General features: G+C 71.8%; 1 protein-coding gene. It reads right to left on the reverse strand.

Going from position 1 to position 24,592, the window contains the following annotated elements:
- Positions 1-38 precede the first annotated feature (38 nt).
- On the reverse strand, positions 39-24,581 hold the full coding sequence (locus tag N7L95_RS29165) for a non-ribosomal peptide synthetase (protein WP_435870131.1): 24,543 nt from the start codon (positions 24,579-24,581) through the stop codon (positions 39-41).
- Between the last annotated feature and the right edge of the window lie 11 nt (positions 24,582-24,592).

Consider the following 24,592-nt stretch of genomic DNA (forward strand, 5'->3'; position numbering starts at 1 on the left):
TCGTTGCATGGCGCGCCGCGCGCGGCGTGGTCACTGCGTCACTTCCAGAAGTTCCGGGCCAAGGCCCCGCCCTGGCTGCCAGGGACGGGACGGGCCACCGCGGTGCCTGCTCGCAGCCCCGACTCGATCGCCTCGGCTGAAGGCGCCTGCAGCCACCGGCCTGGCGCGTCCGGGCCGGCCCCCAGCAGCGTGTCGATGCCCGCAAGCTCCTGCGCAGCGCCGGGCGTGGCCGCGGCATCTGCCACGGCCTGCGCCGGCGCGACGCAGGCGACCGGGCGCAGCACCGGGGGCGCCAGTGGCACATGACGCAGCGAACGCCCCTCCGGCTCGCGCCACGCCTGCAGGATCACGTGGGCGTTGGTGCCGCCGTCGGCGAAGCTGTTGATCGCCGTCGCCGTGGGCGCCGGCCCCGCCGCCTCGGTGGTGTGCGTGAAGCGGAACGGCGACGCCGCCAGGTCGTAGTGCTGCATCGGCTGCTGGCCCGACAGGAACGGCACGCGCCGCCCGTGGAACAGCATCAGCACGTTCTTGATGAAGCTGGCGATGCCTTCGGCACACAGCGGGTGCCCGATGTTGGGTTTGATCGAACCCAGCTCGCAGGCCACCCGGCCGGACGGCCGGTAGACCGCTTCGATGGCCTTCAGCTCGAGCAGGTCGGTCACTTCGGTCCCCGACCCGTTCACCTCGACGTAGCCGATCTCCTCGGGCAACTTGCCGCTGCGTGCCAGCGCCGCCGCCATGACGTCCTTCTGCGCCTGCAGGTTGGGCGCAGCCGGCCCGGCGGTACGGCCATCGTTGTTGATGGCGACCGCCTTGACGACCGCATAGATGGAGTCGCCGTCGCGCAGCGCCTGATCCACCGTCTTCAACCAGACCAGGCCCGCCCCTTCGCCGAGGACCGCCCCGCTGGCGCGCCGGTCGAACACATGGAATGCCGGCTCGCGGCTCAGGATGCCGCGTTGCTCGAACAGCCGCAGCGCGTGATCGCCGTCGAGCAGACTGACTGCACCGACCAGCGCCGATTCGATCTCTCCGCTGCGCAGCGACTGCACCGCGACATTCATCGCCACCAGTGCCGAAGAGCAGGCGGTGTCCACCACCATGCTGGGCCCGCGCAGATCGAAGTGGCGCGAGATGTTGGCGCTCAGGTAGTTCGCGCCAACGGCCATGATGGGGTTGTCGGCCGCCGCGAGTGCGGCCGCGTCCGCCGTGCTGCGGCTGCGCGCGCCCAGGTAGACGCCGATCGGCCGTCCCTTGACCTGCTCGGGCGTGTAGCCGGCGTGGTGCCAGAGCTTGACGCTCTCCTCCAGCACCATCAGCGCCTGCGGGTCCATCGCCCGGGCATCGGCCGCGGAGATGCGGAAGAACTCACGGTCGAAGCGCGTTGCCTCGTCGAACGTGGCGGCGTGATAGGGGCTCGACCGGCCCCAGCGGCTGCTCGGCACGCGGCGTATCGCCGAGCGACCTTCCGACAGCAGGCGCCAGTAGCCATCCAGGTCGGCGGCCCCGGGGAAACGGCAGGCCAGGCCCACCACCGCGATGTCGTGCGCTGCGACGTCGTTGCCTGCGCTGCGGTGGCCGGCTGGGCCGCTGGCGGCCATGTCGCGGCCGGAGCTGTCGAGCGGCGCGGGCGCGCCGGAGCCGACCATGCCGGCTTCGACCGGGGCGGTGGCCGAAGGGCCCGCCGCGGGCGGCGCCGAGACCGGCTCCGGCGGCTCGCCCGACACCGGCGGCGGCACTGCCGAGGCGCCTGCGCCAGCCGGCGCATCAGCAGGGCCGGCGGCCGCAGCGGGCGCCAGCGCGTCCGGCAGCGCCGCACCGAACTGCTCGGTGAGCCAGTTCGCGAAGCCCTTGATGGTCGGGTGCTCGAACAGGATCGACGGGTCGAGGCTGCGTCCGACGCGCTGCCCGACCTGGCGCAGCAGCTGCGCCAGCACGATGGAGTCAACGCCGTAGTCGGGCAAGGGCGTGTCGGCGTCGAGGCGCGCGGCGTCGATGCGCAAGGCCTGTGACACCTGCTGCGTGAGCCAGGCCTGCACCGACGACGGCATTGCCGGCGCTGGCGCCGGCAATGCAGCCGGCCGCGCTGCGCGCACCGGCGGCCGGGCCGCGACCTGCAGCAGCTGCTGCGGCTGCCAGCGTGCCAGGTCGACCCGCGCCGGCAGCACGACGGGGCCGGTGTCGCGCGCCAGCACCTGGTCGAGCAGGCGCAGGCCCTGCGCCGTGGTGTGGCTGAGGAAGCCGAGGTCGCGGTACCGGCTGCTCTTCGTCTCGCCCATGCCGGTTTCCTTCCAGCTCGGCCACTGGATGCTGCGGATCGGCAGCCGCGCCGCATGCGCGTGGGCGGCGTAGTCCATGTAGGCGTTGGCCATCGCGTAATCGCCGTAGCCGACCGCCAGGCAGGGCACCGCACTCGACACGGACGAGAACAGCAGGAAGAAGCGCAGCGGCTCGCCAGCGAAGCTCTCGATGAGGCGATCGAGCCCGGCCACCTTCGGCGCCAGCACGCGCGAGACGCCGGCGGCGCTCTTGTCGAGCAATGCCAGGGTCTCGTGGTCCGCGGTTCCGGCGCAGTGGATCACGCCCCCCGCCGGGCCCCACTCGGCCTTCACCGCTTGCACGCTCTGCTGCAGCGCGGCGGCGTCGGTCAAGGGCAGTGACAACACCCGCACCTGCGCGCCTGCCGCTTCCAGCGCCAGCACCGCCCGGATCTTGCGGGCCAGCGGGGTGTCGTCCCCTTGCACCAGCGCCCAGTCGGCGCGTGGCGGCCAGGCCTCGCGCCCGGTCAGGACCAGTTTGCGCACGCCGTATCGGCGCACGAAGTGCTCGGCACAGGCAGCGCCGAGCCCCCGGGTTCCGCCCGTGATCCACAACACCCGATCGGCGGGGAACGGCGTTGGCGCGTCAGCCAAGGAGTCGGGTCGATGCGGTATTTCCTGGAGGACGGCGACATGGCGCGTGTCGTGGCGGTAACACACCTCGAGTTCGTCCAGCCCACCCGCGCACTCCATCGCGACTTGTCGCAGCTGGGTCGCGAGGTCGGCCGCAGGATCGAGGTCGACATGCCGCGACCGCAGCCCGGCATGTTCGCTGGAGAGCATGCGGTACAGGCCGACCCGCTCCGCGCCTCCCAGGTTGGGGAGGCCGTCGCCGCAGGCCTCCAGCCCTCGCGTCACGCACAGCGCGAGCCCGCCGGCGCCGGCACGACCGCGCAGCCAGTCCTGCAAGAGCCCGAACCAGTCGAGGCTGTCGAGCCGGTCGGTACTGCATCCGGTCACGTCGATCCAGCTCGCCAGGCCTTGCCACGCCTGCGCATCGAGCGGCTCGCGCGGTGACTCATCGACGGCGATCACCCGGCTGCCGGGCATCAGCCCTGCCAGGCCGTCGGCGCAGGCCCGGGTGGCCGCGGTGCAGACGATGAGCGCCCCGGGCAGGTCGCCTGGCGGCAGCGGAAGCGGTCCGGCTTGCCACACCTTCTGCAGCAGCCGTTCGCCCTGTCCGCCGACGGCCGGCGCAGCTGCGGTGGATGACGGCATGGCCGCAGCGACCACCGGCGTCACGGGCAGCCAGTGCCGGTCGCGTGCGAAGGGATAGGTCGGCAAGGACATGCGGCGGGGCCGCTGCAGGCTGTATTGCGCGTCCGGCTCGTACAAGCGCCCCCAGTCGAACGGCAGGCCCCGCACCCACAGGTCGAGCAAGCGACCGTGGTGCCCCTGGGCGACCCAGCCCACCACCGCCTGCTGCAGGCCGGCGTCGACGCCGAACACCGCGAGCGCGGCCCTGTGGCCCTTGGTGTCGCCCCGGTAGCACCCGTCGAGCGCCGCGGCCGCCGCGCCGCCCTCCAGGCTGCGCCGCAGCTTGTCGGCCAGCTCGGCCATGCTGCTCGCGGTCAGGGCCAGGCGGCACTCCATCGCCTCCCGCCCCAGCTGCAAGGTGTACGCAAGGTGCGGCAGGTCGGCGTCGCCGAGCGTGCTGCTTGCCAGGTGGGCGAGCAGCTGTCGCACCTGTTCCGCGAGCTGCACCTCGTCCTTGGCGGACAGCACGACCAAGGCGGGCTGCCCGGGGCACAGCACCGCCGTGTCGCGGTCGCGTCGCGACGGTTCAGACCATTCCTCGACGATCAGATGGGCGTTGGCACCACCGGCGCCGAACGACGAAATGCCGGCGATGCGCGGATACTCGATCGTCTTGCCGTCACGCTCGACGACCGGCCGCGCCCAGGGCGCCAGGCCTCGCTGCACCACGAAAGGCGTGCGATCGAAGTCGATGTGCGGATTCAGCGTGTCGGCGTGCAGGCTCGGCACCAGCATCCCATGGCCCATCTGCAGCAGCACCTTGGTGAGGGCCGCGATGCCGGCGGCGCTTTCGAGGTGGCCGATGTTGGATTTCGCGGACCCGATCGCGCAGTACTGTGTGTCGGACGTGTACCGCGAGAAGGCCTGTGTCAGGCCGGCGATCTCGATCGGGTCGCCCAGGCTGGTGCCGGTGCCATGTGCCTCGACATAGCTGACCGCGCGAGCGTCGACGCCGGCGCTCTGCAGGGCCGACTCGATGGCCCTGGCCTGCGCGTGCGGATTCGGCACCGTGTAGCCATGGGTCCTGCCGCCGTGATTGACGCTGCTGCCCTTGATCACGCCATAGATGTGGTCGCCGTCCTGCAAGGCATCGGCCAGCGGCTTCAACAGCACCGCGCCGACGCCCTCGCCGGGCACATAGCCGTCGCCACCCGCCCCGAAACTCATACAGCGCCCGTTGCTCGCGGCGAACTGACCTTGCGCCAGCGCCAGGTATTTGTTGGGATGGATCGAGACGTTGACGCCGCCGGCAATGGCCACCACGCACTCGCCACGGCGCAGGCTCTGGCAGGCAAGATGCAGTGCCGTCAGCGAACTCGAGCACATCGTGTTCACCGTCAGGCTGGGTCCGTGGAAATTGCAGAAGTACGACACCCGGTTCGCGATCGACGCCGGATTGCCGCCCAGCGCATAGGGCTGGCCGAGCGCCTGTGCCTGCGCCCCGTAGAGCTGGTACTCGTCGTACATCACGCCGACGAACACGCCGATGCGACGGTCGGTGTCGGGGGTGCCCCGGCGGCCCAGCGTGTCGGCGGTGTAGCCGGCATCCTCCATGGTGTGGTAGGCGCATTGCAGGAACAAGCGCTCCTGCGGGTCCATGTGCTGCGCCTCGATCGGCGAGATGTTGAAGAACAGCGAGTCGAATTCGTCGACCCCGTCGATGAAGCCGCCCCATTTGCTGTAGGTCTTGCCCGGCCGGCCGGGCTCGGCGTCGAAGTACAGCTCGTGGTTCCAGCGCTCGGCGGGAATCTCGCGGATGCTGTCGCTGCCCGCCTGCAGCTGCTGCCAGAAGGCGCGGATGTCGCTTGCGCCCGGATAGCGCCCGCTCAGGCCGACGATGGCAATGGCGGGTTCCGGCGCCGGCAAGGCAGCGGGCTGGGCCGGCGCGGCCGGCGCCGCGAAGCGCGAGCGCGCCACCGGCATGCCGCCGGGCGCCGGCTCCGGGCGGGCCGCGGCAGACCGGGCCGCGGACGCGGCGACGGGCGCGCTGCCCGCCAGCGGCGTCGCTGCCGCTGGCGTCAAGGTCGCTGCCAGCGTGCCGCGGTGATGTTCAATGAAATAGTCCGCCAGCGCCGCAACGCTCTGGTACTCGAACATCAAGGTCTTCGGCAGCGGGCCGAAGCTGCGCTCCAGCTCACTGACGAGCTGCAATGCCAGGATCGAGTCGATGCCGTAGCGCTCCAGCCCCGCGTCCGATTCGATGCGGTCGGCCGTCAGCTTCAACGGCCCGGACATCAGCGTCTTCAGCAAGCGCTGCGTCTTCTCGCGCAGCTCGCCATGCGGCTGCGCGGTACCCGGCGGCGCGGTGACGGCCGCCGCAACGGCCGGCTCCACGGTGGCCGCCGGCATGGCGTGCGCCGCTTCGGGCCGGCGTGCCGGCGCGGTAGAGCGCCTTGCCTCCACCGGCGCGCCGGAGACCACCATGACCTGCGCCTCGCCGCTGAGCCAGGCGCGGTAGAAGGCCTCGATGCCGGCGGCGCTGTCCAGCGTGTCCAGGCCCTGCGCTCGCATCTGCGCCAGCGTCGCCGCATCCACCCGCATGCCGCCCTCGGCCCACAGCGGCCAGTCGATCGACAGCGTCCTGCCGTGGCGCAGCCCCACCCGCACCAGCCCGTTGCGATAGCGGGCATAGCCATCCAGGAACGCGTTGGCCAGCGCATAGTCGCCCTGCCCGACGTTGCCCTCCACCCCCGACATCGACGCGAACAGCACCAGGAAGTCCAGCCGCAGCTCGCGCGTCGCCTGGTCCAGGTGGCACGCCCCCAGCACCTTGGGCGCCAGCACCGCACGGAACTCCGCCGCGCTCTTCTTCAGGATGAAGTTGTCGTGGATCACCCCGGCGCTGTGCACGATGCCGTGCAGCCCGCCGTGCCGCGCCACGATGCCCTCGATGCACGCCTGCGTCGCCTGCGCGTCGCACACATCCAGCTGCACGTAGTGGAGCCGCACTCCCTGTCCATGCGCCTGCAGCGCTTGCAGCGCCTGGCGCTGTGCCTCCCCCAAGGCCGAGCGCCCCGCCAGCACGATCGTCGCCTCGCGTGCCTGCTGCGCAATCTCCCGCGCGAAGATCAGCCCCAGTCCACCAGCCCCGCCGGTGACCAGGTACACCCCGCCCGCCCGCCACGGCGCGCGCATGCCGGCCCCCGCCGTCGCCGCCGCGGCCGCGCCTTCGACGGCCCCCAGCGCCTGGCGCCCGGCCACCTCGCGGCGCCCCGCCACGTAGCGGATCTCTCCGTCCTCGCGTGCCGCAGCCTGCGCGTTCTCCTGCACCGCCTGGTGCAGCTGCTGCGCCGTCGCCGTGCCCGGCAGCACCAGCACCTGCCCCTTGAACGCCGGGTTCTCCAGCCCTGCGCTCTTGAACAACCCGCTCAACGCCGCCGCCAGCTCCCCTGGCCCGCTCGTGCTGTCGGTCACCACCTGCAGCAGCACCGGCTGCCTCGGCTTGCCCTGCAGCAGCGCCTGCACCTGCCCGTACACCTGCTCGGCCAGCGCCAGCAGCGCCCCGGGCGCCACCGTGTCCCCGCCTGCCGCGCCACCCAGCAGCTGCCATCGCAGCGCTGGCGCCATCGCCTGCAGCGCCGGCAGCTGCGCCGCGAAGCCGCCCGCCAACAGCACCTGCCGCCCGCCCTCCACCTGCGGCATCGCCTCGTCGCGTCGCTCGCCTGCCTCCTCCGGCAGCAGCGCCTTCGGCTGCCACACCTTGCGCAGCAGCTGCACGGGCTGCGGCGCGTCATCCGCCACACCGGTCGTGTCGACGAGGACACGCGAGGTGAGGCCGCTCAGCTGCACGCACACCGCGCCGCGGTCGTCGCATATCGTGAGGTCCCATTTCCGCCCACCCGCGGCCGCCTCGCCGCCGGCACCGCCCTGCACCACCACCCAGGCTTGCCGGGGGCTGCGGGCCCGGATGGCGACATGCTCGAGCGCGAACGGCAGGGCCGGCTCGATCGAGCTGTCCTGGCGGTCGAGCAGCAGGCCGATCGAGGCCTGCAAGGCGCTGTCCAGCACGCTGGGATGCAGTACGAAAGACTCGGCCGAGCCCGCGACGCAACCGGGCAGCACCACCCGCGCCAGCACGAAACGCGCGCCGCTGGCATCGGTGCCCACCTGCACGCCCGCCAATCCCTGGTGCGCGGCACCGTAGTCCAGTCCCATCGCACGGAAAGCGTCATAGCACTGCCCGGGCTCGAACGAGAGGTCGCAACGCTCGCGCAACGCGGCGAGGTCCATCGAGGCCGATGCTGCGCCGGCGTCGCTCGTCGTCGCGCGGCCCCGGGCGTGCACGACGCGCTCCCGATCGCCGTGCTGTGCGGGGGCGTCGGTGTACACCTCGAACTCGATCTGGCCGGACTCCGTCGGGACCAGGCTGATGTGCACCTCGACCGGCGCCACGACCGCCAGGGGCCGGACCCACACGATGTCCTCCAGCGCGATGGCGCCCACCTCGGGTGCCGGTGCGTCGAGCGATGCCTGCACCGCCGCATGCGCCATCTCCAGATAGGCCACCCCCGGCAGCACCGGCCGCCCTTCCACCCGATGCCCTGCCAGGAAGAACTCGTCGCCGGCCCACCGCGAGCTGAAGCGCTGCCGGTTCAGGCTCGAGGTGTTGCGATGCAGCAGGGGATGCAAGCCGGGGCCGGCCACGACGCGCGCAGCGCCGGGACGCTGGTCGTCCTCGAGCCAGTAGCGCTCCCTGAGGAAGGGATAGGTGGGCAGCGAGATGCGCCGCGGCCGGCCCGCGGCATACAGGCGCCGCCAGTCGATCTGCACCCCGCGCACCCACGCCTCGCCCAGCTTCTTCCACCGCTGCTTGCGCACCCACGCCTCGATCAGCGCCCCCACGTCCTCGTCCTGCTCGCTCAGCCAGCCCCCCTCGGCCGTGCGCTGCACCCGCCCCACCTGCACGTCGGCATTGCGCCGGCCACCAATGAAGTCCCCCAGCGCCTGCACCAGCTGCTCCCGCGTGCGCGCCTGCACCGCCAGCCGGTGCTCCATCGCCTCGCGACCGCTCTGCAGCGTGTACAGCATCTGCGCCAGCTGCGCCTCGCTCCACGCCTGCGCCTGCAGGTGCGCCTGCAGCTGCCGCGCCTGCGCCTGCAGCCGCTCCTCGCTCCTGGCCGACAGCACCAGCAGCCCCGGCTGCGCCTCATTCACCACCACCACCGGCGCCTCGTCGCGCTCACCCTCCTCAGGCTCCTCGATCACCACGTGCGCATTCGTGCCGCTGAAGCCGAATGAACTCACCGCCGCGCGCCGCGCACCCTGCCCCCCCGTCTCCCACGGCTGCAGCCGGTCGTTGATGTAGAACGGCCCGCCTTCCAGCACCACGTGCTCGTTCAGCTTCTCGTACTGGATGGTCGGCGGCAGCATCCGGTGCCTCAGCGACAGCAGCACCTTGATCACCCCCGCCACCCCCGCGGCCGCCAGCAGGTGCCCGATGTTGCTCTTCACCGACCCCAGCGCGCAGTAGTGCCGCCGCTGCGTGTACGCACCAAACGCCGCCGTCAGCGCCTCCACCTCGATCGGGTCCCCCAGCTGCGTGCCCGTGCCGTGCGCCTCCACCAGCGTGATCGTCCCCGGGTCGATCCCGAAGCGCTCGTACACCTCGCGCTCCAGCTGCGCCTGCGAGTTCACGCTCGGCGCCGTCATCCCGTTGGTCTTGCCGTCGTGGTTCACCCCCCAGCCACGGATCACCCCGTGGATCTGGTCGCCCTCGCGCACCGCATCCGCATAGCGCTTGAGCAGCAGCACCCCCACCCCCTCGCCCGGCACAAAACCGTCCGCCCTCGCATCGAACGCAAAGCTGCGCCCCTGGCGCGACAGCATGCGCGCCTTGCTCGTCATGATGTGCAGGCTCGGCCCCGTCAGCACGCACACCCCGCCGGCCAGCGCCGCATCACATGTCCCGCTCTCCAGGCTGTCGCACGCCAGCGCGATCGCCACCAGCGACGACGAGCACGCCGTGTCCAGCGCCATGCACGGGCCCCGCAGGTTCAGAAAGTACGAGATCCGCGCCGACAGGATCGACGACGAGTTGCCCGTCAGCACCTGCGCCGTCAGCCCGCTGCCCCCGGGCGCATAGCCGTAGTCCCCCGGCCCGCAGCCCACGTACACCCCGCAGCGGCTGCCCGACAGGCTGCGCGGGTCGATCCCCGCTTCCTCGATGCAGCGCCAGCTGTGCTCCAGAAACACCCGCTGCTGCGGGTCCATCGACATCGCCTCGGCCGGCGATATGTTGAAGAACAGCGCGTCGAACCGGTCCGCTTCCTCCAGGCTGCCCATCCACTTGCTGTACGTCTTGCCCGGCGCCTGCGGGTCCGCGTCGTAGTGCTCCTGGATCGACCACCGATGCCCCCCCACCTCCGACACGCAATCACGCCCCTGCGCCAGGTTCTCCCAGAACGCCTGCACGTCACCCGCCATCGGGAACGCACCCGACATCCCCACCACCGCGATGCCCTGCCTGCGCACCTCCTTCGCCTCGCCCCCACGCTCCGCACGCCCGCCAGCCGCCGCATACGCGCCCGCGCCAGCGGCTTCACCTTGTGCCTGGGGCGCTCGCGGTGCCTGCGGTGCCTGCACTGCGGGCGGCGTGGCCATCGATGCCGCCGCCGTCGCCGGTGGCATCGGCCGGGCCCGGGACGCGCCACGCGATCGCACCGCCTCCTGCGCCAGCAGGTGCTCGGCCAGGGCCTGGATGTTGGGATGGTCGTAGAGCCGCGCCACGCTGAGCGACGTGCCGTACTGGCGGTTCAGCTCCCGCACCCATTCGACCCCGGTGATCGAGTCCAGGCCAAGTTCGCTGAACGCGACCTCCGGGTCGACATCCTCGCCCTCCAGGTACAGCACCTTGGCAAGGCCTTGCGCCAGCGCAGCGGCCAGCTCGGCAGACGAGAGGCCACCGGCCTCCGTACCGGCCTCGGCCGGGGCGAGGTTTCGGGCGCCGGCGCTGGCGCACGCCTGAGTGGCGGCGTCAGCCGCGGCGCCGGACACCGCGCCCGGCCCCGTCTCCAGCGTCACCAGTGCGATGCCCGTCGGCTTGCCACCAGAGGGTGCTGGCGGCTTCCCCGCCGCCCCCCCTTGCACCGGGCCCGGCTGCCCGCCCGCTGGCCCGGCGCCCAGCAGGGGTGCCGTGGCCGGAGGCGTGGCCTGCGCAGAAGCCGAAGCCGAAGCCGAAGCGAGACCATGGCCAGGCCGCGGCGCTTGCGTCGACAGGTAGTCGCACAGCCGGTTGACGGTCGGATGGTCGTAGAGACGGGTCGCGACCAGCGACAACCCATAGCGCTTGTTGAGGTCGCGTATCCACTCGATCCCGGTGATCGAGTCCAGGCCCAGCTCGCTGAACGAGGTGTCGAGGTCGACGTCCTGACGTTCGAGGTAGAGGACCCTGGCCAGCCCATCGGCCAGTTCGGCGCACAGGTCTTCGCGCGAACGGGCCGGCTGCCGGGCCGCGTCGTCGCCTGGCACCGGCGTGGCCGTCGCTGGCAGCTCGACCGAGAGGCGGGCCGACACGCCGCCGGCCTGCTGTGCCGCCATGGCGACAGGTGCGGGCGCCGGACGGCGCTCAAGCGGAACGGGAGACGGAGTGGAGGGGCTCATAGACGATGACTGGGCGATCAGATGGTTCGACAGCGTTCGGACCGTCGGGTAGTCGTAGAGACGGGTGGCGACCAGCGAGGTGCCGTAGCGGCGATTCAGCGTGCGCGTCCACTCGACCCCGGTGACGGAGTCGAGCCCCAGCTCACTGAAGGCGGTGTCGAAGTCGACCTCCGCTGCTTCGAGGTACAAGACCTGGGCCAGGCTGTCGACCAGCTCCTGCCGCAGCTGCTCGGGCGTCGGCCCCGCTGCGGCAGGTTCGGTGGCACCTTGCTGCCCGGCCACCCGGCCGCCAGGCCCTGCATCGCGGCCGGGCTCCGGCTTCGCGGAAAGCGCGGCGACCGGCGGCCGCCCGGCGAGGCGCAAGTCGCTCAGCACGACGCGTGGCAAGCGATCGGCGCCTGGCGCCGTGGCCGATTCGGCACTTGCCGCCGCTGCGCCGCTGTCCGGCGCCGCCGCGGCATGCGCCACTGCGTCCTGCACGCCGCCCGGCCAGTATTTCCGGCCCGCAAACGGATAGGAGGGCAGCGAGATGCGACGCGGTGGCCGCGGCCCGTAGGCGCCGTCATCCTGGTACAGATGCGACCAGTCCACCCTCAGCCCCTGCGTCCACAGCTGCAGCAGCTGCGCAGCATCGCCTTGCGCGAGCGAGGCCACGGCGGATTGCCATGGCGCCGGGTCGCTGTTGAAGGCCGACACCGCCTCCTTGTGCTGGCGCACGTCATGCTGATAGACCCGCTCGACGCCCTCGCCGTCGCGCCGATGCTCGACGAACGCGGCGAGCGTGCGGCGCAAAGTGTCGAGGCTGGACACTGCGCACGCCATGCGGTGCTCCATCGCTTCGCGTCCCACCTGCAAGGTGTAGGCGATGCGGTACAAGTCCGCTTCGCACAGCGGCGTTGCCGACACATGCTCGAGCAGTCGCTGCGCATACGCCCGCAGCCGCTCCTCCGTGCGGGCCGACAGCACGATCAAGGCCGGCCGGCGCGACGGCCGCCCGGCCTCATCGTTCCCTGCGTCGCCCGGCTCCGTGTGCTCCTCGATGAGCACATGCGCATTGGAGCCGCCTGCGCCAAACGAGCTCACGCCGGCCAGGCGGGGGCATTCGACCGGCGCCCCGTCGCGCTCGATGACGGGCCGGTGCCATGCGCTGCGCCCCTGCTGGAGGCGGAACGGCGTGTGCTCGAAGTCGATCAGCGGATTCAAGACCTCGGCATGCAGGCTGGGCACCAGCGTGCGGTGCTGCAACTGCAGCAGCACCTTCGTGACGCCGGCGATGCCGGCGGCGCTTTCGAGGTGTCCGATGTTGGTCTTTGCAGAACCGAGCGCGCAGAACTGCCGGTCTTGCGTGTAGCGGCCGAAGGCCTGCGCCAGGCCCTCGATCTCGATCGGATCGCCCAACTCGGTGCCGGTGCCGTGCGCCTCGATGTAGCTGATGGCCCGGGGGTCGACGCCGGCCTTGCGCAGCGCGTCCAGCACGAGGTCGCGCTGTGCGGCAGGGCTCGGCACGGTATAGCCGTTCGTCTTGCCGCCATGGTTGACGCTGGTGGCCTTGATCACGCCATAGATGTGGTCGCCGTCGCGCACCGCCGCGCTCAGGGGCTTGAGCAGCACCGCGCCGACGCCCTCGCCCGGCACAAAGCCGTTGCCTTGCGCGCCGAAGCTCCTGCACAGGCCGTTGGGCGACAGCATGCGCTGCGAGCACAACCCGACGTAGCTGCTCGGATGCAGGTAGAGGTTGACGCCGCCCGCGATGGCGAGTTCGCACTCCCGGCGCAGCAGGTGCTCGCACGCTTCGTGGAGCGCAGTGAGCGAGGCCGAGCACATGGTGTCGATCGGCATGCTGGGGCCGTGCAGATCCAGCACATAGGACACCCGGTTGGCCACCGAGCCGAAGCTGGTGTAGGGCATGGCCTTGTCGCCCCGCTGCCACAGTGGCGGCCCGTACAGGTTGAAGCCGGTCTTGGTGATGCCGACAAACACCCCGACCCGGCCCGCATGCCGCGCGCTCAGGGCCTCCCGGGTGTAGCCGGCGTCTTCCAGCACTTCCCAGCTGGCCTGCAGGAACAGGCGCTCCTGCGGATCGATGTTGGCAGCCTCGCGCGGCGAGATGTTGAAGAACAAGGGGTCGAAATCCGCGAACCCGTCGATGAAGCCGCCCCACTTGCTGTAGCTCTTGCCCTGCTGCACCGCCACGTCCATGTCGGGCTCGTAGAAGCCGCTGAGCGGCCAGCGCTCCGGCGGGATCTCGCCGATGCAGTGCCGGCCGTCACGCAGGTTGTCCCAGAACTCGGCGATCGTCCGCGCCCCCGGGTAACGGCCACTCAAGCCGATGACCGCGATGCCCTCCCGCCCCGGCGCTGCCACCTGCCCCACAGGCGCGACCGCAGCGCGGTGCCACTGCGGGCCCGAGGCGGCGCCGCCCGACAGGGTGGCGTCCGGCGCGGCGGATGCGGGCGCGCCAGCCGGCAGCTCGCACCAACGCCGGCACTCTTGCGGGCGGGCGCCGCTCAGGTAGGCGGCCAGCTCGCGCAATGTCGAATACTCGAAGAACAGCGTCTTCGACAGGCGGCTGAAGACGGAGTCAAGCCGGCGGTTCAGGTGCACGATCATCAGCGAATCGATGCCGTAAGCCTCGAACGGCTCGTCGGCGTCGATCCTGTCGGGGGCCAGCTTCAGGACCTCGCCGAGCAGCTGCTGCAGGCGCTGAAGGCAGCGCGCCTGCACATCCACCGCTTCGGCATGCGCGTGTGTCGCGCGCTCGGCGGGCACCGGCGCCGCGCTCGCCGCAGACGCTGCGTGGTCGTGCGCGACCCGCGGGGAGCTGCATGCCGGCACGCCCTGCGACGGCGCGCCGGAGACCACCATGACCTGCGCCTCGCCGCTGAGCCAGGCGCGGTAGAAGGCCTCGATGCCGGCGGCGCTGTCCAGCGTGTCCAGGCCCTGCGCTCGCATCTGCGCCAGCGTCGCCGCATCCACCCGCATGCCGCCCTCGGCCCACAGCGGCCAGTCGATCGACAGCGTCCTGCCGTGGCGCAGCCCCACCCGCACCAGCCCGTTGCGATAGCGGGCATAGCCATCCAGGAACGCGTTGGCCAGCGCATAGTCGCCCTGCCCGACGTTGCCCTCCACCCCCGACATCGACGCGAACAGCACCAGGAAGTCCAGCCGCAGCTCGCGCGTCGCCTGGTCCAGGTGGCACGCCCCCAGCACCTTGGGCGCCAGCACCGCACGGAACTCCGCCGCGCTCTTCTTCAGGATGAAGTTGTCGTGGATCACCCCGGCGCTGTGCACAATGCCGTGCAGCCCGCCGTGCCGCGCCACGATGCCCTCGATGCACGCCTGCGTCGCCTGCGCGTCGCACACATCCAGCTGCACGTAGTGGAGCCGCACTCCCTGTCCATGCGCCTGCAGCGCTTGCAGCGCCTGGCGCTGTGCCTCCCCGAGGGCCGAGCGCCCCGCCAGCACGATCGTCGCCTCGCGTGCCTGCTGCGCAATCTCCCGCGCGAAGATCAGCCCCAGTCCACCAGCCCCGCCGGTGACCAGGTACACCCCGCCCGCCCGCCACGGCGCGCGCATGCCGGCCCCCGCCGTCGCCGCCGCGGCCGCGCCTTCGACGGCCCCCAGCGCCTGGCGCCCGGCCACCTCGCGGCGCCCCGCCACGTAGCGGATCTCTCCGTCCTCGCGTGCCGCAGCCTGCGCGTTCTCCTGCACCGCCTGGTGCAGCTGCTGCGCCGTCGCCGTGCCCGGCAGCACCAGCACCTGCCCCTTGAACGCCGGGTTCTCCAGCCCTGCGCTCTTGAACAACCCGCTCAACGCCGCCGCCAGCTCCCCTGGCCCGCTCGTGCTGTCGGTCACCACCTGCAGCAGCACCGGCTGCCTCGGCTTGCCCTGCAGCAGCGCCTGCACCTGCCCGTACACCTGCTCGGCCAGCGCCAGCAGCGCCCCGGGCGCCACCGTGTCCCCGTCTGCCGCGCCACCCAGCAGCTGCCATCGCAGCGCTGGCGCCATCGCCTGCAGCGCCGGCAGCTGCGCCGCGAAGCCGCCCGCCAACAGCACCTGCCGCCCGCCCTCCACCTGCGGCACCGCCTCGTCGCGTCGCTCGCCTGCCTCCTCCGGCAGCAGCGCCTTCGGCTGCCACACCTTGCGCAGCAGCTGCACCCCGGGGCCACCGGCAGGCAGCGCCCGCGGCGCGGCGCCGCCAAGCGATGCGGTGGCCGGGGCCGCCGCGGGCCCCCGGTCCTCGCGGCCGCCGGCCTCGACCCAGCAGCGCTCCCGCAGGAAGGCATAGGTCGGCAGCGGGATGCGCCGGGGCGGCGTCTCACCGAACAGCGGCCACTCTGGCAGGGCGTAGCCCTGGCAATAGCCCTCGGCGAGGACCGCAAGGGCCTGTCGATACGCCGCCGGATCTTCGGTCAGCGTAGAGATCCCGTCCAGCACCTGGTCCAGCTGCTGCCGCAACCCGGGCTGCTCGACCACCTCCCGCGGCACCTTGCCTCGCCGGCTCACCACCGGGCCGTCGCCGCCGTCCAGCCTGCGCAGCGCCTGCACCGCCTCTTCGCGGCTCGCCACCACGCAGGCATGGCGGTGGTGGAAGTGCTGGCGGTGGTTCAGCAGGGTGTGGCTCATCGCCGCGAGCGCGGCGGCGTCCCAGCAGCGCCGGGGGTCCTCCAGCATGGCGATCAGGTCGTCCGCCCGCTGGCGCAGGGCCAGCTCCGACTTGGCCGACAGCACCAGCAGATGGCAGGGCGCGGCACGATGGGGCGCCTGCAGGGGGCCCGCCGCGTCATGCCCTTGCACCACCATGTGGACGTTGGTGCCGCTCATGCCGAAGGCGCTGACCGCGCCGCAGCGGGGGCGATGCGGCGTACGCGGCCAGGCGCGGTTGCGCGTGTTCACGTAGAAGGGGCTGAGGGACCAGTCGACGTAGTCGCTCGGCTGGTCGCAGTGCAGGCTCGCGGGAATGGTCTCGTGTCGCAGGGCCTGCACCAGGCCCACCAGGCTGACCAGGCCCGACGCTGCAAAGGTGTGGCCCAGGTTGGACTTGGTCGAGGTGAGTGCGCAGCCGGGCGGCGGCAACACCGCCTCCTGGAAGGCTTCCTGCAGCGCCTGGATCTCGACCGGATCGCCCAGCCGCGTCCCCGTGCCATGCGTCACGATGTAGCCGATGTCCGCCGGCTGCACGCCGGCACGCCGGTACACCTCGCCGATCAGGGCGGCCTGTGCCGTCCCGCTCGGCGCGGTGAGCCCATTGGTGCGCCCGTCATGGTTGAGGCCGCTGCCACGGATGACCGCATGGATCGGGTCGCCGTCCGCCTCGGCACGCGCCAGCCGCTTCAGCACGACGGCCACCACGGCCTCGCCCGGCACCATGCCGTTGGCCCGCCGGTCGAATGCGTGACACCGGCCGTCAGGCGACAGCATGCCGGCCTGCCCGAGGTCGACATAGGCACGCGCCGTGAGGATGAGGTTGACGCCAGCCGCCACCGCGGTGTCGCATTCCCCCGCACGCAGACTGGCGCAGGCCAGGTGGGCCGCGACCAGGCCGGACGAGCACGAGGTGTTGATCGCCATGGCCGGGCCCGTCAGGTTCAGGAAATGCGACAGCCGTGCGGCGAGCACGCCATCATGGTTCGCCGTGACACTGCCCGCGTCGCCAACCAGCGCCTGATAGTCGCCCTGCTCCACGCCGACGAACATGCCGACCCGGTGCTGGCGCAACTGGACGGCCCCGAAGCCGGCGTCTTCCAGCGCCTTGAACGCTTCCTGCAGCAGCAGGCGCTGGCGTGGGTCCAGCAGCTCCGCTTCCTTCGGCGAAATCTCGAAGAACAGCGGATCGAACTCGTCGACGCCATCGAGACAGCCCATCCATTTGCTGTTGGTCTTGCCGGCCGGGAGTCCACCCGGTTCGCCCGCTGCGCCCGGCGGGTGGTAGCAGTCGCGCCAATCAAAACGGGTCAGCGGGATTTCCCGTATCGCGTCACGCCCCTCGGCGAGCAGCTGCCACAGCTCGTCAACACTGGCTGCGCCGGGAAAACGGCCACTCATGCCGACGATGGCGATCGGCTCGGGCCCGGTGTTGTCGCCGTGCGCTGCAGGGGGCCGCGGCACCGCGCCCGGCGTCCCGGGAGGCAAGGCGTGCGCCGGGCTGGCCGCTGGCCTCGCGCTCGCGCGCTGCGCCTGTGCGGTCGCTGCGCCGGACAGGGCACCGGCTGCGTCACGCCGCATCAACGCGCTGGCGTGCTTCGAGACGAGATGGTCGGCCAGCTTCTGCAAGGTCCCGTGGCTGAAGAAGACGCTGGGCAGTACATCGAAACCGAATGCCTGTGACAGCTGCTTCGCATAACTCACCAGGCTGATGGAGTCGAAGCCGAAGTCCACCAGGCTCGTCTCGGCACCCAGCTTCTCAACCGGCAGCTTCAGCAAGGCAGCCGCGTGGTCCTTCAAGTCCTTCAGCACGCGCTGGTCGAGCGAGCCGGGCGGCGCTGCATCGTGCGACGGCCAGTTGCCCGCCACCGCCTGCACAGGCGCGCCGGCCGGCACACCGAGCAGCGGGCCCAGGCGGCCGGGGTCGCCGACCATCACCAGGCCGTGGCGCACGCCGTTCGATCGGTGCTGCGCGATCAATGCTGCGCAGGCCGCGATGCCGGCTTGCGTTTCAAGCGCATGCTGCCCGCTCGCTTGCAGGTACAGCCGGGTGCCGGCCTCATCGCGCCATCCCATGCCGCCCTCGGCCCACAGTGGCCAGCAGATCGCCATGGCGGGCCGCGGTGCGTACTTGGCATGGGCCAACTCGAACCGGTTGGCCACCGCGTACGCGCAGAGACCGAAGTCGCCCAGCATCGCCGCACTCGACGAAAAGTAGCAAACGAAGTCCAGGGGGCGCGCCTCCAGCACGGCAGCCAGCGCCAGCGTGCCGGCGACCTTCGGCCGCAGGACCGCGTCGACCTCGGCCGCCGTGGCGCTCAGCAGGGTGGCCTCGCTGTCGGTGCCGGCTGCATGCAGCACGCCGGTGAGCGGGCCAAACCGCGCCTCGGCCTGCTGCAGCGCGCCGCGCATCGCGACAGCGTCGCTGACGTCGACAGCCAGGTAGACAGCGCTGCCGCCCAGGCGGTGCAAGTCCTGCAACAGCGCCTGCCGGTCGGCATCGAGGGCGGCGCGCCCGGTCAGAATCAGGCGTGCCGCGTACTGCTGCGCAAGGTGGCGTGCAAATGCATACCCGAGCCGGCCCAGGCCCCCGGTGATCAGATAGGTGCCGTGGACGCGGAATGCGCCGCCGGCGCTGTCGTCGGGCAACGCCGCCGGGCTCATGCGCAAGACCTGGGGTCGATCGCCGGCATACAGGATGCTCTCCAGCGTCGGCGCCGAGCTTGCATGCCACAGCCGTCGCGCCCAGCACGGCCACCCGGTGGCAGCGCCTGCATCGGCCGGCTGTGCGGCACCCCGGGGCTGGTGGACCACCGCCGCCTGTACACCGGGCAGCACCCGTGGCAGCGATCGCTCATAGCCGATCCACGACTCGATGTGGCAGCGCTCCACCTCGCAGCCGAACTCCGCCGCCAGCAACACCCGCGTCCGGCGCGCGCCGGCCTCGCCCAAGCCGTGCAATAGCCAGGCGATGGGCCGCGGGTCGTCGATGCAGCTGCGGTCCTCCAGCGCCCAGGCGTACCAGACGGCGTCGAGCGCCCCTTCGGCGGCCCGGATGCGCTTGCACACCGCGACATAGGCATCGGGGTCGTCGCGCCGCACCGCGTGGCGTGCGAAGGCCGCCGGCGCAGCGGAGCCCGACCGGGCCGCCGCGTCAAGATCGGCGCCGGCGTCGCCATCCGCCGCGCCCTGCTCGACGAACACCACCCGGGTGCCCGGCGCGAGCTGCGCGACGGTGTCGAACCATGCGCGTTGACGGGTCGGCCCGGACAGGAACACCACCAGGACGGCGGGCGGCGTGCTGCTGCCTGCGGTCGGCGCCGCGTCCTGCCATGCCTCGACGAAGCACTGGGGCGGTGCGTCCTGCACGGCGGCGTTCGGCGTGCCGGCGGGGGACGCGACAGCGCCGTGCTGGGCCGGCCGGGGCGCCGGGTGGCGCCAGTAAGCCACCTTGGCGAACGGATAGGTTGGCAGCGAGACGCGGCGTTTTGGGCTGCGTCCCGGCGCCATGCCGGCGTGGTGCCAGCCGGCCCAGTCCACCGTTGCGCCGCCGACCCAGTGCTCCAGGCAGGCACGGTAGGCCTCGGCGTCGCACGAACGGCCGTCCGGCAGCCGGGCGATGGCCGGATCGGCCGCTGGGCTGAACGCGGGGCTGTCGCTGTTGGGCACCGCGTCATGGCGGCGGCCGGTCGGTCCGTAGCAGTGAGGGATGCGGCCGGCGTCGGCGGGGCCGGCCAGATAGGCGTCGAGCTTGCCCTTCAGGTCGTCCAGGGACTGCACCACGAACGCCAGCCGCTGCTCCATTGGCACCCGGCCGACCTGCAGGGTGTAGGCCAGGTCGCCCAGGTCGAGGGATGCGCCTGCGGGGTCGTCGAGATACCGCCGCAGCGCGCCGGCCAGGTCGAGCAGCCGCTCGGCGTCGCGGGCCGACAACGGCACCACCTGCCAGGCCGGCCCTGGCGCCCCGGCGCAGACAAGGGCCGGCGGCGCGATGAACTCCTCCAGGATGGCATGCGCGTTGGTGCCGCCGATGCCGAACGAACTCAGCGCGGCGCGCCGCGGGCCGCTGTTGTGGTGCCAGTCGACGTAGCGGTCGACCACATGGAACGGCGACTGCTCGAACGCGAAGGCCGGGTTGGGCGACTGGTAGTGCAGCGTCGGCGGGATCGCGCGATGCCGCAGGCTCAGTGCCACCTTGACCAGTCCGGCCAGACCGGCGGCCGTGTCGAGGTGCCCGATGTTCGTCTTGACCGAGCCGATGGCGCAGAAGCCGGTCCGGTCGGTATGGCGCCGATAGGCATGGCTGAGCGCTGCCAGCTCGATCGGATCGCCGAGCGCGGTGCCGGTGCCGTGTGCTTCGACATAGCCGATCGACTGCGGGTCCACCCCTGTCTCGCGCAACACCTTGTCGATGACCGCCGACTGGCCGTCCACGCTCGGTGCGTAGAAGCCGGCCTTGGCATCGCCGTCGTTGTTGACCGCCACCCCGCGGATCAGCGCGTACACCGGGTCGCCGTCGGCCACCGCATCGCAGGCCCGCTTCAGCAGGACCACGGCGACGCCTTCACCGCCGACCAGGCCGTCGGCCGACGCATCGAAGGCCTTCACATGGCCGTCGCTGGAGAAGTTGAGGCCCGGCTGGTGGACGTATCCCAGATCGCAGGGCGCCAGCAGCGCCGCCGCACCGACCAGCGCCTGCCGGGTTTCGCCGCTGAGCAGGCTGCGACAGGCCAGACTGAGCGCGACCAGCGATGACGAGCAGTTCGAGTGCACTGCGAGGCTGGGGCCTTTCAGGCCCAGCCGGTGCGAGATCATGGTCGGGATGGTGCCGCTCTGCGACAACAGCCACGACACGTAGCGTTCGCCGCTGTCCAGCACCGCCAGGCCGGGGTCGCCTGCCGCTGCGGCGCCCGCATAGTCGTTGCGGCTGCTCGTGACGAAGACACCGGTGTCCGGCAGGTCGCCGGGCCGATACCCCGCGTCCTCCACGGCCTTCCAGGCGTGCTGCAGCAACAGGCGCAGTTGCGGGTCCATCCGCTCGGCGTCGCGCGGTGCGATCTTGAAGAACTCGGCATCGAACCAGGCGCGCCCGGCGATGCCCGCGTGCGCCGGCACATAGGCCGGGTCGGCGAGCAGGCGCTCCGGCACACCCGCCGCGCGCAAGGTGGGCGGCGACAGGACCTGGACGCTCTCCTTGGCTGCGACCAGGTTCTGCCAGAAGGCCCGGTGGTGCTCGGCGCCCGGCAGTTCGCAGGAGATGCCGATGATCGCGACACTGTCGCGGTAGTGAGGCGGCCACGTGTCGGCGGCCGCCTCGCTGGTGGCCCCGGCCGACACCGGTGCGGTGTCGTCTTGCGCGCGGGTGCGGTCGCCGATGGCGGCTTCGTTGGCGCGATCGGCCGCGGGTTCCGCGGCGGGTTCCGCGGGGGGCACGACGTCGCGGGACAGCTGCGCCCTCACCTGGTCGGTGACCCGACGCAGCGTGCCGTAGCGGAACACCGCGGTGGTGTCGAACTCGCAAGCGAACTCGGCCCGGATCTGCGCGGCCACCGTCACCGCGAGCACGGAATCGCCGCCGAGGTCGAAGAAGCCGGCATCCGGGTCGATGGCATCGCGCGCCAGCGCATGCTGCCAGATGCGGCGCAGGCGGCGCTCGACATCGACGCGCCGGGCTTCGTCGCGATGCTCGCCGGAGGGCGCCGGCGCGGCGACGGCATCGCGCCGCCGGTCGACGGCGGCGGCGGCCGTCAGGGCGAGCTGGCGACGGTCCAGCTTGCCGTTCGGGGTCAGCGGCAGGCTCGCAACTTCAATGAACAGGGCCGGGACCATGTAGTCCGGCAGCGTCGTGCCGAGGTACTCGCGCAGGGCGCGCAGCGTGTCGGCCGCTGACAGGTCCAGCGCTGCGGCGCCGGCGGTGGATGGCCGGGGCACGCAGCAGGCAACCAGCCGCTTGCCGTCGTCCCGCTCGACCAGCGCGACCGCCGCCGCCTGCAGCTGCGGATGCTGGTTCAGGCAGCGCTCGACCTCGCCCAGCTCGAGACGGTAGCCGCGCAGCTTCACCTGCCCGTCGGCACGGCCCAGGTAGCCGATTGAGCCGTCCGCGCGCCAGTACGCGAGGTCGCCGCTCCGGTACAGCTTGCGGCCCGGGCAGACCGGGTGGTCGGTGAACTTCTCGGCCGTCAGCTCGGCCTGGTGCAGGTAGCCCAGCGCCAGCCCGTCGCCGGCGATGCAGAGTTCTCCCGGCACCAGCACCGGCGCAGGCTGGCCGTACGGGTCGAGGATGTAGACCTGCGTGTTGGCGATCGGTCTGCCGATGGAGTCGCCCTCGGCGTCGACGATGCGCTCGACGGTCGACCAGATCGTCGTCTCGGTGGGACCGTACAGGTTCCAGGCAGGCCACCCTTCGTCGACGATGCGGCGCCGCAACGCGGCCGGCAGCGCCTCGCCGCCGCACAGCATGCGCAACCCGGTCTCGTTGCGCCAGCCCACTTGCAGCAAGGTCGACCAGGTCACGGGCGTGGCCTGCATCACGGTCGGCTGGACACGGGCGATCTCCTGCCTCAACCGTTCGGCGTCCTTCGCGGTGGCGGTATCGCACAGATGGCAGGTGGCGCCGACGATCAGCGGCAGGTACAGCTCCAGCCCGGCGATGTCGAAGCTGTAGGTGGTCACCGCCAGCAGGCGGTCCCGCTCGGTCATGCCCGGCTCGCGGCGCATCGAGATCAGGAAGTTCGTCAGGGACCGGTGCGTGATCATCACGCCCTTGGGCTTGCCGGTGCTGCCGGACGTGTACATCACGTAGGCCAGCGCATGTGGCTCGGCCGCAGGCAGCGCCGCCGGGCGCGCAGTGGTGGGCCGGCTGTCGGTGGAGCGGCGCGACGGCCCGTCCAGGGTGTCGTCCGGCCGGCTCTCGTCCAGGCAGACGATCTGCACCCCGTCGGGAGCCAGGCGCCCGATGAGCCGGCGCTGCGCGTCCTCGGTCACCACGCAGCGGGCCTCGCTGTCCTGCAGCATGTACTGCAGCCGGTCTTGCGGGAAACTGGGGTCGAGCGGCACGTAGGCTGCGCCGGCCTTCAGGATGCCCAGCAGGCTGACCGGCAACGCGCTCGATCGGGCCAGGCAGACGCCGACCCGGTCCCCCGGCTGCACGCCGCGTTCCGCCAGCTGCTCGGCCAGCCGGTCACTCTGCTGCGCGAGCGCCCGGTACGACAGCCGCCGGTCGCCAAACACCACCGCGGTGGCGTCCGGCGTGCGACGCGCCTGGTCGTCGACCAGCTCGTGCACGCCACGGTCGGCCGGATAGGGGGCCTGCGTCGCATTCCACAAGACCAGCTGGCGGTGGGCCTCGGCGGGCGTCAGCACCTGGTAGCCGCTGAGCGCGACGTCGGGCTGCTCGACCACCTGGGCCAACAAGTGCTGGTAGTGCGCTGCCATCCGGGCCACGGTGGCCTCGGTGTACAGGCTGGCGTCGTACTTGAAGTTGGCCACCAGGCCGTCGGCCCGCTCGACCACCTCGAGCACGAATTCGCAGTACCCGTCCTGCTGGATCCCCTCGACCGGTGCCAGCTGCAGGGCCTCGTGGCGGGCCAGCGTGCGGCCCAAGTCGAACAGGGCGCTGCTCTCGTACTCGTAGGCCACCTGGAAGACGGGTTGGTGGGTCCCGTCGCGCGGCCCCGCCAGGTCGCGCACCACGCGTGCGAACGGATAGGCCGCATGGTCCAGGCCGTCGCTCATCGTGCGTTGCAGCGCCTGCAGCCACGCCGAGAACGGCTGGTCCGCGGCGATCCGGCAGCGCAGCGCGATGGTGTTGACAAAGTAGCCCACCACCCGGTCGAAACCGCGCGGGGGCCGGCCCAGCGTGGGCACCCCGATCACCAGGTCCGATTCGCCCGCATAGCGGTGCAGCAGCATGGCGAACACGCCGAGCAACAGCACGCTGGCATTGACGCGCTGCGCCCGGCAGGCCTGCCGGACACCGTCGACCAGCGCGGCCGGCAAGCGATGCGCCCAGGTGCGGCCGTCGATCCCGCCAGCGGTCGAGCGTGGACGGTCGGTCGGCAGGGCCAGCACCGGCAGCGTGCCGGCCAGCTGCTGCCGCCAGTAGCGCCGGTGCTCGGCCATCGACTCGGTGTCGAGCTGGGCGCGCTCCCATGCGACGAAGTCCTCGTAGCGCAGCGTCGGCCGCGGCTGCAAGGGCCGCCGGTCCAGCAAGGCTTGATAGTGGCCGAGCAGTGCATCGAGCAGCGGCTCCGCGGAGCCGCCGTCGAAGACGATGTGGTGGACGACCACCAGGACCAGGTGATCCTGTTCGCCGCGCGACAGCAGGTGCAAGCGGCACAGCGGCCCTTCGTCCAGCCGGATCGGCTTGCGCAGCTCCGCCTGGATCAACGCGGTGACCGCGCCGGGTTCGAGCGACGTGATGTCATGCCGTGCAAACGGCAGGCGGTCCCACGGCCGTACACACTGCCCAAGCGTGCCGTCCTCCTGCTGCTCGATGACGGCGCGTAGCGACGCATGATCGATCAGCGTCAGGCTCCAGGCCGCGCGCAGCAGCGGCACGTCCACGGGGCTACGGGTGCGCAGGCACAGCGGAACGTTGTAGGCGTAGCGCTGGTTCGACACCTGCTCGGTCGCCCACAGGCCGCGCTGGCCCTCGGAAAGCGGATAGCACCTGACGGCGTCCAGCGCCTTCAGCGCGTCCACCAGGTCGGGTGTCGTCAGCGCGCCTTGCTTGTAGGCAAGTAGCAAATCACGGCGAGTCACAGCGCACACTC

The sequence above is a fragment of the Eleftheria terrae genome (genome assembly GCF_030419005.1).
Lineage (GTDB): Bacteria > Pseudomonadota > Gammaproteobacteria > Burkholderiales > Burkholderiaceae_C > Caldimonas > Caldimonas terrae.